We start from the raw sequence: 15,844 nt of genomic DNA, 5'->3' as shown, positions 1-15,844 counted from the left end.
CCGGTTCTGCTGCGTGCTAGTCTGGCTGGCCACAACCTTGATCCGCGCGGCGCGATGCCCATCCTCGCACACGCCGATCTTCGCCATTGCATGAAAGACCCTATGGACGCTTGGCCCCACTGCCTGGAACGACTCGAGGCCGAATTGCCGGCCGAGGACGTCCACGCCTGGCTCAAACCACTGCAGGCCAGCCGTCGCGACGGTGCCACCGTGCTTTTCGCGCCCAATGCCTTCGTCGTCGAGCACGTACGGGAGCGCTACCTGGGGCGGATCCGCGAATTGCTCGCGCACTTTTCCGGTGATGGCGATGTCAGCCTGGAGGTCGGCTCCTTGCCGCGGGAAGCCATGCCGGCCGCGCTGGTGCCCTCCCCGGTACGCCCGATCAGCATCGCTGCGATCGAGCCGTTCAACGGCAACCTGGACAACCACTACACGTTCGAGAATTTCGTCGAGGGGCGCAGCAACCAGCTGGGCCGTGCCGCCGCCATGCAGGCGGCACTCAGTCCCGGTGAGCGTGGGCACAATCCACTGCTGCTGTATGGCGGTACCGGATTGGGCAAGACCCACTTGATGTTTGCCGCCGGCAACCTGATGCGTGCCAACAACCCCGCCGCGCGAGTCATGTACCTGCGTAGCGAGCAGTTCTTCAGCGCCATGATGAAGGCGTTGCAGGAAAAGGCCATGGACGGGTTCAAGCGGCATTTCCAGCGAGTCGACGCCTTGCTGATCGACGACATCCAGTTTTTTGCCGGCAAGGACCGTACTCAGGAAGAGTTCTTCCACACCTTCAATGCGCTTTTCGACGGCAAGCAACAGATCATCCTGACCTGCGACCGCTTCCCGCGCGAGGTCGAAGGCCTGGAACCCCGATTGAAATCGCGTCTGGCCTGGGGCCTCAGCGTGGCGATCGATCCGCCCGACTTCGAGACCCGCGCCCAGATCGTGCTGTCCAAGGCACAGGAACGCGGCGTGGCGATCCCGGAGGATGTCGCGTTCCTGCTGGCCAAGAAAATGCGATCCAACGTGCGTGACCTGGAAGGCGCCCTCAACACGCTGACCGCCCGCGCCAACTTCACCGGTCGCGCGATCACCATCGATTTCGCCCAGGAAACCTTGCGTGACCTGCTGCGCGCACAGCAACAAGCCATCGGCATCCCCAACATCCAGAAGACCGTGGCAGACTACTACGGTCTCCAGATGAAGGATCTGTTGTCGAAGCGACGGACGCGTTCGCTCGCCCGCCCACGCCAGATGGCCATGGCGTTGACCAAAGAGCTGACCGAACACAGTCTGCCGGAGATCGGCGACGCGTTTGCCGGACGTGATCACACCACCGTGCTGCACGCCTGCCGACAGATCCGGACGTTGATGGAAACGGACGGAAAGATGCATGAAGACTGGGAAAAGTTGATCCGTAAACTCAGTGAGTAGTCGCTCCGGAAACGGTGTGCAGCAGTGGGGTACAAGTTGTGGATAACTCGAACATCGGGGTACGGGTCAAAACTTGTCCACAGGTTCAAGCTTCATTGAAGCAGCAGTTGTACCAGGTTTTTGATTGGCAATTAATCTAGTTAAATCAATAGGTTGGGATGGTTATCCCGGATATTCCCGAACACCACCACCACCAGGCTTTTGATTTATACATTCTTTTGTATTGGGCATAGGGGTAGGACCGAATGCGTTTCAGCCTGCAACGAGAAGTGTTTCTCAAACCGTTGGCCCAGGTCGTCAACGTGGTCGAACGCAGACAGACCCTTCCGGTCCTGGCCAATTTGCTGGCCCAGGTCAAGGATGGCCAGCTGTCCCTCACCGGCACCGATCTGGAAGTCGAAATGGTCTCGCGAGTGGCGGTGGACGAAGCCGAGGATGGGGAAACCACAATTCCGGCGCGAAAGCTGTTCGATATCGTTCGGGCCCTGCCCGATGGCAGCAAGATCACGGTGTCCCAAAGCGGGGACAAGCTTTCCGTGCAGGCTGGACGTTCGCGCTTCACCCTGGCCAGCCTGCCGGCCAATGATTTTCCTTCGCTGGACGAGGTTGAGGCCACCGAACGGGTGCAGGTCTCCGAAGCAACGCTGAAGGAGTTGATCGAACGCACTGCCTTCGCAATGGCCCAACAAGACGTCCGCTACTACCTCAACGGGCTGCTGTTCGACCTGCGTGAGGAGAGTCTGCGCTGTGTAGCCACCGACGGCCATCGCCTGGCGCTGTGCGAGGCGCCCTACGAGGGCAACGCCCAGACCAAGCGCCAGATTATTGTTCCTCGCAAAGGCGTGACCGAGTTGCAACGCCTGCTGGAAGGCGGTGACCGCGAGCTGGAGCTTGAAATGGGCCGAGGCCACATCCGGGTCAAGCGTGACGACGTTACCTTTACCAGCAAGTTGATCGACGGGCGATTCCCCGATTATGAAGCGGTGATCCCGATCGGCGCCGACAAGGAAGTCCGGATTGATCGTGAGGTACTGCGCGCCTCCCTGCAGCGCGCTGCCATCCTGTCCAATGAGAAGTATCGGGGCGTTCGCATCGAGGTCTCCCCGGGGCAGCTCAAGATCAGTGCGCACAATCCTGAGCAGGAAGAAGCGCAGGAGGAAGTGGAAGCAGATACCAAGGTCGACGACCTGGCGGTTGGCTTCAATGTCAATTACCTGCTGGACGCGCTGTCGGCGCTGAGGGGCGATCAAGTGGTGCTGGCACTGCGTGACGCAAATTCTTCGGCCTTGGTGCGAGAGGCCGACAACGAGCGTTGCCGCCATGTGGTGATGCCGCTCAGGCTTTGACGGGCCCCGTACCCCACATGTTCCACGTGGAACGCGCTGATCCCATCACTACGCCCGGTTCGCCCGGGCGTAGTGGTTTTGGGCCGGCGCCGGTCGGCTTGAGGTGCGGTCAATGCGCGTAACCCGCCTTGATATCCGGTACCTGCGGCGGTTTCAGGAAGTACTGTTGCAACCTGGCCCGAAGGTCAACCTGATCACCGGCGATAACGGCGCGGGCAAGACCAGCATCCTTGAAGCGCTGCACTTGATGGCTTACGGGCGCAGCTTCCGCGGGCGTGTACGCGATGGTCTGGTCCGGCATGGTGACGACGCATTGGAGGTTTTTGTCGAATGGCAGGAATTGACCAGAAGCCGGTCACAGAGCCACGACATGCCAGCAGGAGCCCCTGCCGCCGATATCCGGATACGGAAGGCCGGTTTGCGCCATAGCGGGCAAGACTGGAGTGGCCGGCTCGACGGGACCGGCGTGTCTCATCTGGGCGAACTGTGCGCCGCATTGGCGGTGGTAACGTTCGAGCCGGGAAGTCACGCCCTAGTAACGGGTCCCGCCGACATTCGCCGGCGCTACCTTGACTGGGGATTGTTCCACGTGGAACCTGGCTTTCTCCCCTTGTGGCGGCGTTACTCACGCGCGCTCAAGCAGCGCAACGCATTATTGAAGTCCCGTTCCGGCCATTCACAGATCGGCGCCTGGGATCACGAGCTTGCCGAGGCCGGTGAGCCGCTCACCAGGTACAGGCAAGCTTATCTCTCCGCTCTGCAGCCCCTGTTCAGCGAGGTTGCGGCGGATCTGGCACCGGCATTGGGGGGGGTCACGATGGATTACCAGCCGGGTTGGCGACGTGATGACCTTCCTCTTGCTGATGCGTTGCTGCTGGCACGTGACCGGGATCTACAGACGGGTTTTACCTCACTGGGACCACATCGTGCCGATTGGCGCATCCATTTTGGTGCGCTTCCGGGGAGGGATGCGCTGTCTCGCGGGCAGGGAAAGCTCACTGCGTTGTCAGCCCTGCTGGCGCAGGCGGGTCATTACGCGACGATTCGCGGTGAATGGCCCGTAATCGCCTTGGACGACTTGTCCTCGGAGTTGGACCGCAACCATCAGCAACGCGTGCTTCAACGCTTGTCTGACAGTGACGCGCAGGTATTCATCACTGGAACCGAACTGCCAGCGGCACTGGCTGTCCTGTCCATCGACGCCACCTTGTTCCACGTGGAACAAGGTGTGCTGAGCGCAGGCGATACCATTTAATTTCGCTGCAGGAGGCGGTCCACGCGGCCCATGCGGCTGCCTGAATGCCAATCCGGGCGCCGGGCCGTCGAATCCGTGGCAAGGCGCAAGGAGACTCGTCCTGCCTGCTATACTGAGCTACGTTTCCCCTTGCGTTTCGACGCCGCCGCGTACTTGGCGGCCGCGTCGTCGGAGCCTGTTGCCGCATGACCCAGATCGAACACGATCCTTCCCCGATCCGCAGCGAAACCCAACCGGACGCTACCCTGCCATCGCAAACCTACGATTCCAGCAAGATTACGGTCTTGCGTGGACTGGAGGCCGTGCGCAAACGTCCAGGCATGTATATCGGCGACGTGCACGACGGCACCGGGCTGCACCACATGGTGTTCGAGGTGGTCGACAACGCTGTCGATGAGGCTCTGGCCGGCCACGCCGACGATATCGTGGTTACCCTGCACGAGGATGGCTCGGTGGCGGTGTCCGATAACGGGCGAGGCATCCCGGTCGACCTCCACAAGGAAGAACACGTCTCTGCGGCCGAGGTCATCATGACCGTGCTGCATGCGGGCGGAAAGTTCGACGACAACAGCTACAAGGTATCCGGCGGCCTGCATGGCGTCGGCGTGTCTGTGGTCAACGCCTTGTCCGAGCATCTCTGGCTCGATATCTGGCGTGATGGCTTCCATCACCGGCAGGAATATTCGCTGGGCGAACCGCTGTATCCGCTGAAGAGGGTGGAAGCCTCCGACAAGCGTGGCACCATCCTGCGCTTCAAGCCGGCCACCGAAATTTTCTCAGATGTGGAGTTTCACTACGAAATCCTGGCCAAGCGCCTGCGTGAGCTGTCTTTCCTCAACTCCGGGGTTCGCATCACCCTGCAGGACGAACGCGGCGAACAGCGAAAGGACGTGTTCGAGTACGAGGGCGGCATTCGCTCGTTCGTCGAGCACTTGGCCCAGCTCAAGACCCCACTCCACCCGAATGTGATCTCGGTCACCGGTGAGGAGAACGGCATCACCGTGGACGTCGCGATCCAGTGGACCGACGCCTATCAGGAAACGATGTTCTGCTACACCAACAACATCCCGCAAAAGGATGGCGGTACCCACCTGATTGGTTTCCGGGCCGCGCTGACCCGCACGCTGACCAACTACATCGAGCAGTCCGGGCTGGCCAAGCAGGCCAAGGTGACCTTGTCGGGCGATGACATGCGCGAAGGCATGATCGCTGTGTTGTCGGTCAAGGTTCCGGATCCGAGCTTCTCCTCGCAGACCAAGGAAAAGCTTGTCTCATCCGACGTGAGACCCGTAGTTGAGCACACGTTTGGCGCACGTTTGCAGGAGTTCCTGCAAGAACACCCGGTTGAAGCCCGTGCGATTACCGGCAAGATCCTGGATGCTGCACGTGCCCGCGAGGCTGCACGCAAGGCGCGCGACCTGACCCGCCGCAAGGGCGCATTGGACATCGCCGGCCTGCCCGGCAAGCTCGCCGATTGCCAGGAAAAAGATCCGGCGTTGTCGGAGCTGTTCATCGTCGAGGGTGACTCCGCCGGCGGCTCCGCCAAGCAGGGCCGCAACCGCAAGACCCAGGCGATCCTGCCGCTGAAAGGCAAGATCCTCAACGTCGAGCGTGCCCGCTTCGATCGCATGCTTTCCAGCGCCGAGGTCGGCACCCTGATCACCGCGTTGGGCACCGGCATCGGCAAGGACGACTACGACCCCGACAAGCTGCGCTACCACCACATCATCCTGATGACCGATGCCGACGTCGATGGCAGCCACATCCGGACGCTGTTGCTGACCTTCTTCTACCGACAGATGCCGGAGTTGATCGAACGCGGTCACATTTATATCGGGTTGCCGCCGCTGTACAAGATCAAGCAGGGCAAGACCGAGCTGTATCTCAAGGACGACGCGGCGCTCAACGCCTACCTGGCCAGCAATGCAATCGAAGGCGCGGCGCTGATCCCGGCCGAAGGTGAGCCACCGATCACCGGCGTTGCCCTGGAGCAGTTGTTGCTTGCCTACGCCGGCGCACGCGATGCGATTGCCCGCAATGCGCATCGTTACGACCCCGAGGTGCTCGAGGCGTTGATCGATTTCACGCCGCTTGACGCCGAGCATCTCTCACAGAACATCGACGAACGCCATGAGCTGGATCTTCTGGAACAGCGCCTCAATCAAAAACAGTTGGGCAAACCGCGTTATGCGTTGAGTTTGCAGGCCGCCACCGACGCGCATCCCGCAGCTCTGGTGGCCAAGCGCTCGCACATGGGCGAGGAGTTGCTGCAGGTGCTGCCTTTGGCCGCGTTTGCCGGCGGCGAGTTGCGACCGTTGCGCGAAGCCGCCGCCCAGCTGCATGGGTTGATCCGCGAGGGTGCGAAAATTATTCGCGGCAACCGCGAGCAAGCCATCGACAGCTTTGCCGATGCCCAGGTGTGGTTGCTGGAAGAGGCCAAGAAAGGCCGCCAGATCCAGCGCTTCAAGGGCCTTGGCGAGATGAACCCGGAGCAACTGTGGGAAACCACGGTCAACCCGGAAACCCGGCGCCTGCTGCAGGTGAAGATCGAGGACGCGGTGGCTGCCGACCAGGTCTTCAGCACCTTGATGGGTGATGTGGTGGAACCTCGTCGCGCGTTTATCGAAGACAACGCGCTGAAGGCGGGCAACCTGGATATCTGACCGGTCGTGCACCGGCATGTGAGACCGCGCGGTGCAGGCATCGCGCGGGTGCCCGCTGGTGGCCTTGACCTGGCATTCATCGCTTTGCGGTTACACCGAGGCATTGCAAACAAGGATTATCACTATGAAGCGTCTGCTCCTCGGCGTTGCGATGGCGGCCGTCGTCGCCGCCTGCGCGACCACCACCTCGCCCACTGGCCGCACTCAGGCGGTGGGCGCGATCTCGCAGCAGCAGCTCGACCAGATGGGCGCACAGGCGTTTGCCGAGTACAAGGCCAAACTGCCCCAAAGCAAAAATGCCAGCCAGACCCGTTATGTGCGTTGCGTGGTTGACGCTGTCACGCAGCAGCTGCAAAGCGGTGGCAACACCCAATGGGAGGTGGCGCTGTTTGCCAACGATGAACCGAACGCCTTCGCGCTACCGGGCGGGAAAATCGGCGTCTACACCGGGATCTTCAAGGTCGCCAAGAACCAGGATCAGCTGGCCGCGGTGATCGCCCATGAAATCGGGCATGTCATCGCCCACCACCATGACGAGCGCATTACCCGGCAGATGGGCGCGCAGGCCGGGCTGGGTGTCCTGGGCGCGTTGATCGGTTCGCAATATGGAACCGGCGCAGCGCAAACGACCCAGCAGCTTGGCGGTATGGCGGTACAGACCGCGCTGTTGCTACCCAATAATCGGACCCAGGAGTCCGAGGCGGACGTTGTCGGACAGCGATTGATGGCACAGGCCGGATTCGACCCGGGGCAAGCGGTGAACCTGTGGCAGAACATGATCGGTGCCAGCTCCAGTCGCGCGCCCGAATGGCTGTCGACCCATCCCGATCCGCAGAGTCGTATCGCGGAGCTGGATGCACGGGCGGACGGGTTGGCGGCGACCTATCAGCAAGCTCGCGCCGCCGGCCACGTTCCCAAATGCGGTTAGGACGGCATCGGGGTAGGACGAAATGCACCTTCTACCCGCAATAACTTTCTGCTAGGTTGTTCGTCCACTGTCCTCCAACCGATCCGCCGCCTCTGGCAGCGATCGCTGCCAAGGTGATCCAATGAACGCTTCCATGTCCTCCAAGCGGCTGCTCGCCGTTGCCATCGGCGCGATGCTCGCCGCGGCAGGTGGGGTCGCAGCGGCTCAGACGCAGCAGGCGCCTGACGCCGGTGCGACACAGTCGGCCGCGGCGGCGCAAACCGGCTCTTCGTCGTCCGCGCAGCAATCGACCCAGCGTCGCCGCGGCGGTGCCAGGCAAGCACGGACGGATCGGAACACTCGAGGGAACCAGGACGCGCGGGCTGAGGTTGAGCAGGACTACCCCGAGGCAACCCGGCAGAATCCTGAGACCAATGCGAGCGCGAGCGCATCACGCAAGATGAGCAAGATGATGGATCTGTATGAGGCGGACGAGGGTGCCCAGGCGAGCGCGATCGCCGATGAAATCCTCGCTGACTCGGGAACCAATCCTTACGAGAAGTCCTATTCGGCCCAAGTCGCGGGACAGATCGCCTACGACGCGGATGACGTGGGCGCCGCCATCGGCTACTACCAGCAGGTTATCGAGTTTGATGGGCTGGACAACAACGCCCACTACAACGTGATGTTGAACCTCGCCCAGCTGCAACAGCAGCAGGACCAGTATCCAAAGTCGCAGGCGACGTTTGAGCGCTTCTTCAAGGAGACCGGAAGCCAGGATCCGACCGCACTGATGATGCAGGGTCAGGGCCTCTATCTGATGGAGCGCTACGAGGAAGCCGCTGCGATCATGGAACGAGCGATCGCAGCAAGCGCCGATCCCAGCCCGCAATGGCAGGCGCTGCTCATGCAGGTCTATGCCGAAGGTGGCAACAGCGCCGAGGCGGTCGGCATGGCCGAGAAAGTGGCCGCCGCCAAACCAGACGACAAACGAGCGCAGATGAACCTGGCGGCAACCTACCAAAACGCCGGCATGCCCGACAAGGCAATCGCCATCCTGGAGCAACTGCGTGCCAGCGGTCAGCTCAGCACGGGCAACGAATACCAGGTGTTGTACGCGACCTATGCCAACATGGACGGTCGCGAGAAGGACGTGATAGCCGTGATCAACGAGGGCATGCAAAAAGGCGCGCTGGAACCCGATCACCAAGCCTATGTCGCGCTGGCCCAGGCCTATTATTTCTCTGACCAGCCCGACCTTGCGATCGACACATATAACAAGGCCGCCCCACTGGACAGCGACGGAAGCACGTATCTGAACCTTGCGAAGGTCCTGCATCAGGAAAGCCGTATTTCCGAGGCGAAGGATGCTGCCAGGAAGGCACTTGAAAAAGGCGTCGAGAAGCAGGATGACGCCAACCGGATCATTGCGTTGCCAGGAAGCTAACCGCATCACGAAAACGTGCATTGCCACTTGGAACCAGTGGTTGAGTTTGGTATATCCTAGGAGGTTCCCGCCGCCCAAAAGCAGCGGAAACCATTTGACGGCCCGAGGCGTTACGTACGCTCCCGGCACCCCCACCCGAGCTGATGGCGCATGACGCAAGACCTGGAAATCCCAATCAAGAAACGAGACGACCGCGAAGGGTTGAACTGGGCGCGTGTCGCCGGTATCACCATCGCGATTGCCGTGCACGCCGCAGCGTTGCTGTTGATGCTGGCGCCGATGGCCGCCCCGCCGACGGACACGGCCGAGGAGGAGGTGACGATGGTGAACATCATCAAGCCACCGCCGCCGCCGCCACCGCCGCCGCCGCCGCCGCCGGAGCCGCCCAAGCCGATTACTCCGCCCAAGGAGTTGTCGCCGCCGAAGCAGACGCCGTTGCCGCCGCCGCCGGAGCAACCGCCCATCATCGTCGATGACCCGAGTCCGGTGGATGTCCCGGCGCCGCCCCCGGCACCGCCAGCACCGCCGGCACCACAAGACACGCTGGGCTCGGTCAACCCGTCGTCCAGGGCCATGAACCCGCCGAAGTATCCGCCCTCTGCGGTTCGAAGCGGAATCGAAGGCACGGTGATATTGGTCATCAGCATCGATGCCCAGGGCAACGTGTTGGACATCGAGGTAGAGAAGTCCAGTCGCAACCGCGATCTTGACCGCGCAGCAATAGAGGCGGCCAGAAAGTGGCGGTTTGCTCCGGAGATCAGTAACGGGGTTCCGGTCGCCAGCCGGGTTCGGGTTCCAGTGGACTTCACCCTTGACTGACCTGGCAGCAAATGATTTCGCAACAACTGTCCAGATAACATCCTGTGCAGGCAACACCGATTCCCAGAACCACCCATTGCAGTACTTTGACTTTGCAGTTCCCTTCTTCCACGACATCCAAAGGTAAGCGTCATGCTTCAGGAAACCACCACCGCTGCCGCTGCTGGAGGCAACAACGCCGACGCGTTCCAGCAGATGAGCTTCTCCCACATGGTGCAGAACTTCGATCTGGTAGCCTGGATCGTATTCCTCACCCTCACGCTGTTTTCGGTGCTGTCGATCTACTGGATCGTCGTGAACCTGATCAAGGGTGCGCGGCTGCGCTCCAAGGCCGATCGGGTCATCGAGACGTTCTGGGAAACCACCAACGCGCAGGATGCGATCCGTTACATGGAAGAACAGGGCAGCTCGGAGCCGTTCTCCAAGATCGCCCTCGATGCGGCCCAGGCTGCGGCCCATCATCAGCGCAACGAAGGCTCTCGCCTGGTCGAATCGCTGAATCGCTCCGAGTTCGTCGACCGCGCCTTGCGCCAGTCGGTGACCCGTGAGTCGATGAGGCTTGAAAATGGACTTACCGTACTCGCGACCGTCGGTGCGACCTCGCCGTTCGTCGGTCTGCTGGGTACCGTTTGGGGCATCTACCACGCCCTTATCCGTATCGGCCAGAGCGGCAACGCGTCGATCGATGCGGTGGCCGGCCCGGTGGGTGAGGCGCTGATCATGACCGCATTCGGTCTGTTCGTCGCGATTCCGGCGGTGGTGGCATTCAACTTCTTCACCCGCGTCAACCAGGTGACGAACAGCCGCTTCGACACCTTCGCCCACGACTTGCACGACTTCTTCGCCACCGGTTCGCGGGTGGGTGAGTTGCCGTCCCAGCGCTGATAGTCCAGCGTTCCCAGGCATGAGGTTGGAGTCCGGATATGTCCTTCAGTTCAAATAGCGGCGGCCCGATGGCCGAGATCAACGTGACGCCGTTGGTGGACGTGATGCTGGTGCTGTTGATCATCTTCATGATCACCGCACCACTCATGTCGCACAAAGTCCAGGTCAAGCTGCCTGAAGTGGTGATCGACGATACGAAAATGGAGGCGCCGGAGGTGCCGCCGATCACGATCGCGATCGAGGCCGACGGTTCGGTGTTCTGGAATGACGAGCCGGTCACGCCATCGCTGATGGAGAGTCGTCTGTCGGTCGAAGCCCAGAAGACACCCCAGCCTCAGATCAACGTGCGCGGCGACAAGACCACCAAGTACCGCATCATCAAGGACGTGGTGAACGTTGCGCAGTCGCAAGGCATGCGCAAGGTGGGCTTCATCGCTGTCAGGGATCGCACCCAATAAACCCGGAGAACACCAAATGTCCATGAGTTCCAGCTCCGGCGGCGCGATGGCCGATATCAACGTCACCCCGCTGGTTGACGTTCTATTGGTGCTGCTGATCATCTTCATGGTGACCGCGCCAATTGCCACCTACCCGATCGAAGTCAACCTGCCACAACGCTCGAACCAGCCACCGCCGTTGTCCGAACCACCGCCGCCGATCAGCGTGCGGATCGAGGCCTCCGGCCAGGTGTTCTGGAATAACTCGCCGTACCCGTTGAGCGTGATCGCGAACATGATGAAAACGGAAGTCGCGCGCGATCCGACCAACCAGCCGCAGCTGGAGATCGACACCAACGACGATGCCGACTACGGCACGTTGGCCCAGGTGCTGTCGCTGGCCAGGAATGCGGACATGAAGAAAATCGGTTTCGTCGAGAAATAGTCGTCAAGCGCTACCGTGGATTTGGAAACGCCACCTTCGGGTGGCGTTTTTTTGACCAAATCGATCAGCCCTGATCGCCGTCCTGCAGGATCGATAAGTAGCCGCGTACCGTCGCCGCCAGTCCGGCATATAGCGCTTCGGCAATCAGGGCGTGCCCGATCGATACCTCCAACAAACCTGGCACCGCGCGCACGAACGCCTGAAGGTTGTCCTGGCTCAGGTCATGGCCGGCGTTGATTCCCAGCCCGACCGCCTGCGCCCGGGCGGCAATGGTGTGGAATCGGGCCAGCATCGCTCCGCTGTTGCCAGTCGCTGCGGATTCGGCATACGGGCCGGTATACAGCTCGACCCGGTCGGCGCCTGTCTGTGCGGCCAGCTCGATGCTCGCGGCGCGCTCCGGATCCCACGCGTCGGCAAACAGGCTGACCCGGCAGCCCGACCCGTGCAGTTGGTCCACCAGCGGGCGCAACCGTTCCGCGTCACGTCGGAAATCGAAGCCGTGGTCCGAGGTCAGTTGACCGTCCCCGTCGGGTACCAGCGTCGCCTGGGTGGGTCGCACCCGTTCACACAGGGCCAGGAACCCGGGGTAACCGGGGCGGGCGGGAGCGAAAGGATTGCCCTCCAGGTTTAGTTCCACACCGTGTGAGGCGGTCAATTCCGCCAGCGCAAGCACATCAGCGGCGCGGATATGACGTGCATCCGGACGTGGGTGAACGGTGATGCCATGAGCTCCGGCATCCAGGCAGGCACGCGCGGCATCCACCACGTCAGGCTGGTTGCCACCGCGCGAGTTGCGCAACACCGCGATCTTGTTGACGTTGACACTGAGAAAAGTCATCGCCGCAGCATAACGCGGCGGGCAGGGATAACGCGGACGGAGTACACGATCCCTACAGCAGCGGCGATACCAGCCGGGCCAGCGCCTCCGGTAGCCGGTTACGCCACAACGGTCGTTCCCGGTCATCGCGCACCCGCAACGAGTTTCCGCACTCGTGCTCGACCAGTTGCGCCAGCTGCTGCGCCAACGGCCGGTTGCGAAACAACACCGAGACTTCGAAGTTGAGGCGAAAGCTGCGGTGGTCGAAGTTTGCACTGCCGACGATGACAAGATCCTCGTCGCACACCAATGCCTTGCTGTGCAGCAGGCGCGGACCGTACTCGTAGATTTGTACCCCAGCGGCCAACAGGTCGTCGAAGTACGAGCGTGCCGCGTGGGTAACCAGCCAGCTGTCACTCATCTTGGGCAGCACCAGCCGAACGTCCAGCCCGCCCAGTGCAGCGGAAGTCAGCGCCATCATCGCCGCTTCACCGGGCACGAAATAGGGCGTCATCAGCCAGACGCGGGTGGTGGCGGAATGGATGGCGGCCACGTGCAGCCGGTGGATCGCCTCCCAGGAGGAATCCGGGCCAGATACCAGGGTTTGTGCGGATATCGCGCCTCGCTGCGGCGGCGGGTGATCCAGCGTCAACGGGGCGGCGCCGGTGGCGTAGGCCCAGTCCTCGACAAACACCAGCTGAAGGGAACGCACGACGTTGCCTTCCAGGCGCACGTGCAGATCGCGGTAGGCATTGGGGTGGAGCTGTTCGTCCTGCTCGTCGGTGATATTGATGCCGCCGGTAAAGGCGATGCGACCGTCGATGACCACGATCTTGCGATGGGTCCGCAGGTTCAGCCAGGGGCGCTTCCAGAACCAACGCAAGCGCATCGGATGGAACCAGCAAAACTCGCCGCCGGCATCCAGCAAGGGCTTCAGGAATCTGCGCGAGACCCGTCCGGAACCGACCGCATCCAGCAGCAGGCGCACCTTGACCCCGGCCCGCGCCCGCTCGACCAGCGCGTCGCGCAAAGCTGTCCCGGTGTGGTCGGGCAGGTAGATGTAGTACTCCAGATGGATGTGCTCACGCGCCTGGGCAACGGCGGCGAGCAGTTGCGAATAGGTCTGTGCGCCATCGATCAGCAGCGTGGCGCTGGTGGCGGTATTGGGGGGGATGCCTGTCGTTGACTGGGCCAACCGGGCCAACTCGATCGCATCCGGATCCAGGGACTGGCCGGGCGGTGGCGGTGGCAGCGCGGCATGCGCGCGAACCCGGCGCAGACGATGCCGCTGGATCTTCTGTGGCCCGAAGAAATAGTAGATCAGGAAACCGAGGTAGGGCAGGGCTGCCAGGCTGATCAACCAGCTGAGGGTTGCCGCCGGCCCGCGCTTTTGCAACACGATCCACAGTCCCAGCCACACCACATAACTGGCCCAACCCAGTACCAGCCACAGTTTCAGGTGCTCGATGGTCAGCAGCTCGCGCCATAGACCGGTCAGGAAGTCGATCACGGCGCACCCCGCAGGCTCACGCGGCGACCGCAATCAGAAGAACAGCGGCAGCAGGGGGCCATCCAGCCACAACCAGCGGGTCATCCAGGCGGACACGAATGCAACCAGAATCGTCAGCGGCCCCCCCACCCGCAAGAAGTCGCCGAAACGATATTGGCCTGGCCCGAGGATCAGCAAGTTGCCGTGATGGCCGATCGGGGTAAGGAAGGCGACCACCGCTCCCAACGCGGTGCAGACCACGAACGGGGTGGGGTCCATGCCCAGCGACTGGGCAAGCTCGACGGCAATCGGACCCAGCAGCACCGTGGTTGCGGAGTCGGAAAGGATCTGGGTCAGCAAGCCGGCCATCGAGAACAGCACCAGCAAGATCGCGAGCACTGGCCAGCCGGCCACCACGTGGCGCAATCCGGAGGCCATCAATTGCGCGGTACCGGTCTGTTCCATGGCGATGCCCAGCGGGATTACCCCGGCAATCATCACGAACACCCGCACATCGATTTCCCGGTAGGCCTGGCCGATCTCCACGCAACGGGTCGCAACGATCGCCACCGCGCCCAGCAGGAACGCCAGCGGCACCGGGAGCCACTCGGTCACCGCTGCAAGGATGGTCAAGCCGAGGATCACCAGCGCCAGCGGCGCGCGTACCCGTCGCTTGGCCTCGCCGGCGAACGGCACCAGCATCAGGAACCCATGGTGAGTGGCCAGTTCGGCGAATCGCGACGGCCGGCCCCACAGCACCAGCAAGTCCCCTTCGCGCAGCCGGGCGTCCGCCAACCGTGGCGCGACATGGCCTTCGCGCCGCCACAACCCGACGATGACGGCGCGGAACTGACGCGAGAAATCCAGCTCACGGATGCTGCGACCAATGAACTCCGAACCCGGCGCGACCACCGCCTGGACCAGCTGCGCCTTGCCTTCGTCCTCGCCGGTGGCTCGCGCCCCGAAGCGCGAGATGGCGTGCAGGTCGATACCGGTGTCGTCGTGCAGCGACGCCAGCGCATCCGCCGACGCCTCCACCAGCAGCACGTCGCCGCTGATCAGTGGACTGGAGTCGCCCAGGTCACGGCGCAGCTTGTCGTCGCGCATCCAGCCGATCATGCGGAACTTGTCGCCCAGTGCTTTCTGCAATTCGGCCAATGGCCGGGTGCTCCAGCGCGAGCCTTCCACGATCAGCAGCTCGGTGCGGTAGCGATCCAGCCGCAGGTAGCCCTCATCGCCGAGCTCGGCGCCGCGCTTGGGCAGGATCCACCGCGTGAGCAGCATGTAGACCATCCCGATCAAAACCAGCGCGATGCCGATCGGGGTGATCGAGAAAATCCCCAACCCTTCCGCACCGGTGCGTTCCAGCAGGTTGTCGGCCAGCAGGAAGGCCGGTGCGCTGACCAGGGTCAGGCAGGTACCCAGCGAAGCGGCCAGCGACATCGGCATCAGCAATCGTGATGGGGCCAGCCCCTTGTCCTTGGCCAGCCGGCTCAGGATCGGCAGCATCATCGCGGTCACCATCACGTGATGGGTGAACGATGCCATCACCGCCACTGCCGGCATCGTCACCGCGATCGATCGTGCTTCACTCTTGCCCGAGGCGCGGCCGATCCATTGGCCGATGTGCTCGGTGATACCGGTGGCTGCCAGCCCGCCGGAGATGATGAAAACCGCTGCGACGATGATGGCCGGCTCACTGGCGAAGCCGGACAACGCCTGCTTCTCATCCAGGATGCCGGTGACCACCAGCGCCAGCAGGATCAGCATGGCGGCCACGTCGACGCGCACCCGTTCGCTGATGAACAGGTACAGGCCGCCAGCCAGGATCAGCAGGAATGTCAGTTGTTGCAGGGTTATCGGAAGCCAGTCCATGGGACCCATTGTGCGGTACAACACCGAA

General features: G+C 62.4%; 13 protein-coding genes. 10 read left to right on the top strand and 3 right to left on the bottom strand.

The window, feature by feature from the left end; genetic code table 11:
• Window positions 1-102 precede the first annotated feature (102 nt).
• From dnaA to ACW5DN_RS11180, 10 genes are all read left to right on the top strand, one after another.
• Window positions 103-1,431, top strand: coding sequence for a chromosomal replication initiator protein DnaA (dnaA, locus tag ACW5DN_RS11225; protein ID WP_456962743.1), 1,329 nt, complete (start codon window positions 103-105; stop codon window positions 1,429-1,431).
• A gap of 245 nt (window positions 1,432-1,676) precedes the next feature.
• A complete protein-coding gene (dnaN, locus tag ACW5DN_RS11220; RefSeq protein WP_456962742.1) occupies window positions 1,677-2,777 on the top strand; it encodes a DNA polymerase III subunit beta in 1,101 nt (366 codons plus the stop codon).
• A gap of 112 nt (window positions 2,778-2,889) precedes the next feature.
• The gene (gene recF / locus ACW5DN_RS11215; RefSeq protein ID WP_456962741.1) at window positions 2,890-4,032 is read left to right on the top strand and encodes a DNA replication/repair protein RecF; all 1,143 of its coding nucleotides are present in this window, start codon (window positions 2,890-2,892) and stop codon (window positions 4,030-4,032) included.
• Between the two features lie 185 nt (window positions 4,033-4,217).
• A complete protein-coding gene (gene gyrB, locus ACW5DN_RS11210; RefSeq protein WP_456962740.1) occupies window positions 4,218-6,695 on the top strand; it encodes a DNA topoisomerase (ATP-hydrolyzing) subunit B in 2,478 nt (825 codons plus the stop codon).
• Window positions 6,696-6,819: 124 nt separating this feature from the next.
• A complete protein-coding gene (locus tag ACW5DN_RS11205) occupies window positions 6,820-7,623 on the top strand; it encodes a M48 family metallopeptidase (RefSeq protein ID WP_456962739.1) in 804 nt (267 codons plus the stop codon).
• 121 nt (window positions 7,624-7,744) lie between these two features.
• A complete protein-coding gene (locus ACW5DN_RS11200) occupies window positions 7,745-9,049 on the top strand; it encodes a tetratricopeptide repeat protein (protein WP_456962738.1) in 1,305 nt (434 codons plus the stop codon).
• A gap of 150 nt (window positions 9,050-9,199) precedes the next feature.
• On the top strand, window positions 9,200-9,868 hold the full coding sequence (locus ACW5DN_RS11195; protein ID WP_456962737.1) for an energy transducer TonB: 669 nt from the start codon (window positions 9,200-9,202) through the stop codon (window positions 9,866-9,868).
• 132 nt (window positions 9,869-10,000) lie between these two features.
• Window positions 10,001-10,753, top strand: coding sequence for a MotA/TolQ/ExbB proton channel family protein (locus ACW5DN_RS11190; RefSeq protein ID WP_456962736.1), 753 nt, complete (start codon window positions 10,001-10,003; stop codon window positions 10,751-10,753).
• A 38-nt stretch (window positions 10,754-10,791) separates the two neighbouring features.
• Window positions 10,792-11,211 carry an ExbD/TolR family protein gene (locus ACW5DN_RS11185; protein ID WP_456962735.1) on the top strand — a complete coding sequence of 140 codons (420 nt, stop codon included), beginning with the start codon at window positions 10,792-10,794 and terminating at the stop codon, window positions 11,209-11,211.
• 22 nt (window positions 11,212-11,233) lie between these two features.
• A complete protein-coding gene (locus ACW5DN_RS11180; protein ID WP_456963054.1) occupies window positions 11,234-11,635 on the top strand; it encodes an ExbD/TolR family protein in 402 nt (133 codons plus the stop codon).
• 64 nt (window positions 11,636-11,699) lie between these two features.
• Here the strand turns inward: ACW5DN_RS11180 and ACW5DN_RS11175 are convergent, their stop codons facing one another.
• Genes ACW5DN_RS11175 through ACW5DN_RS11165 form a run of 3 tightly spaced genes read right to left on the bottom strand, consistent with a single transcriptional unit; the run spans window position 11,700 to window position 15,816 of the window.
• Window positions 11,700-12,473, bottom strand: coding sequence for a pyridoxine 5'-phosphate synthase (locus ACW5DN_RS11175; RefSeq protein WP_456962734.1), 774 nt, complete (start codon window positions 12,471-12,473; stop codon window positions 11,700-11,702).
• Window positions 12,474-12,525: 52 nt separating this feature from the next.
• The gene (gene cls, locus ACW5DN_RS11170) at window positions 12,526-13,962 is read right to left on the bottom strand and encodes a cardiolipin synthase (protein ID WP_456962733.1); all 1,437 of its coding nucleotides are present in this window, start codon (window positions 13,960-13,962) and stop codon (window positions 12,526-12,528) included.
• A gap of 33 nt (window positions 13,963-13,995) precedes the next feature.
• Window positions 13,996-15,816, bottom strand: a complete 1,821-nt coding sequence (locus ACW5DN_RS11165) for an SLC13 family permease (protein WP_456962732.1) — start codon at window positions 15,814-15,816, stop codon at window positions 13,996-13,998.
• Window positions 15,817-15,844: the final 28 nt, after the last annotated feature.

Source organism: Lysobacter sp. A289, from assembly GCF_054072675.1.
Note: the sequence above shows the minus strand (reverse complement) of the source record. Positions and strands in the feature narration are given on the sequence as shown.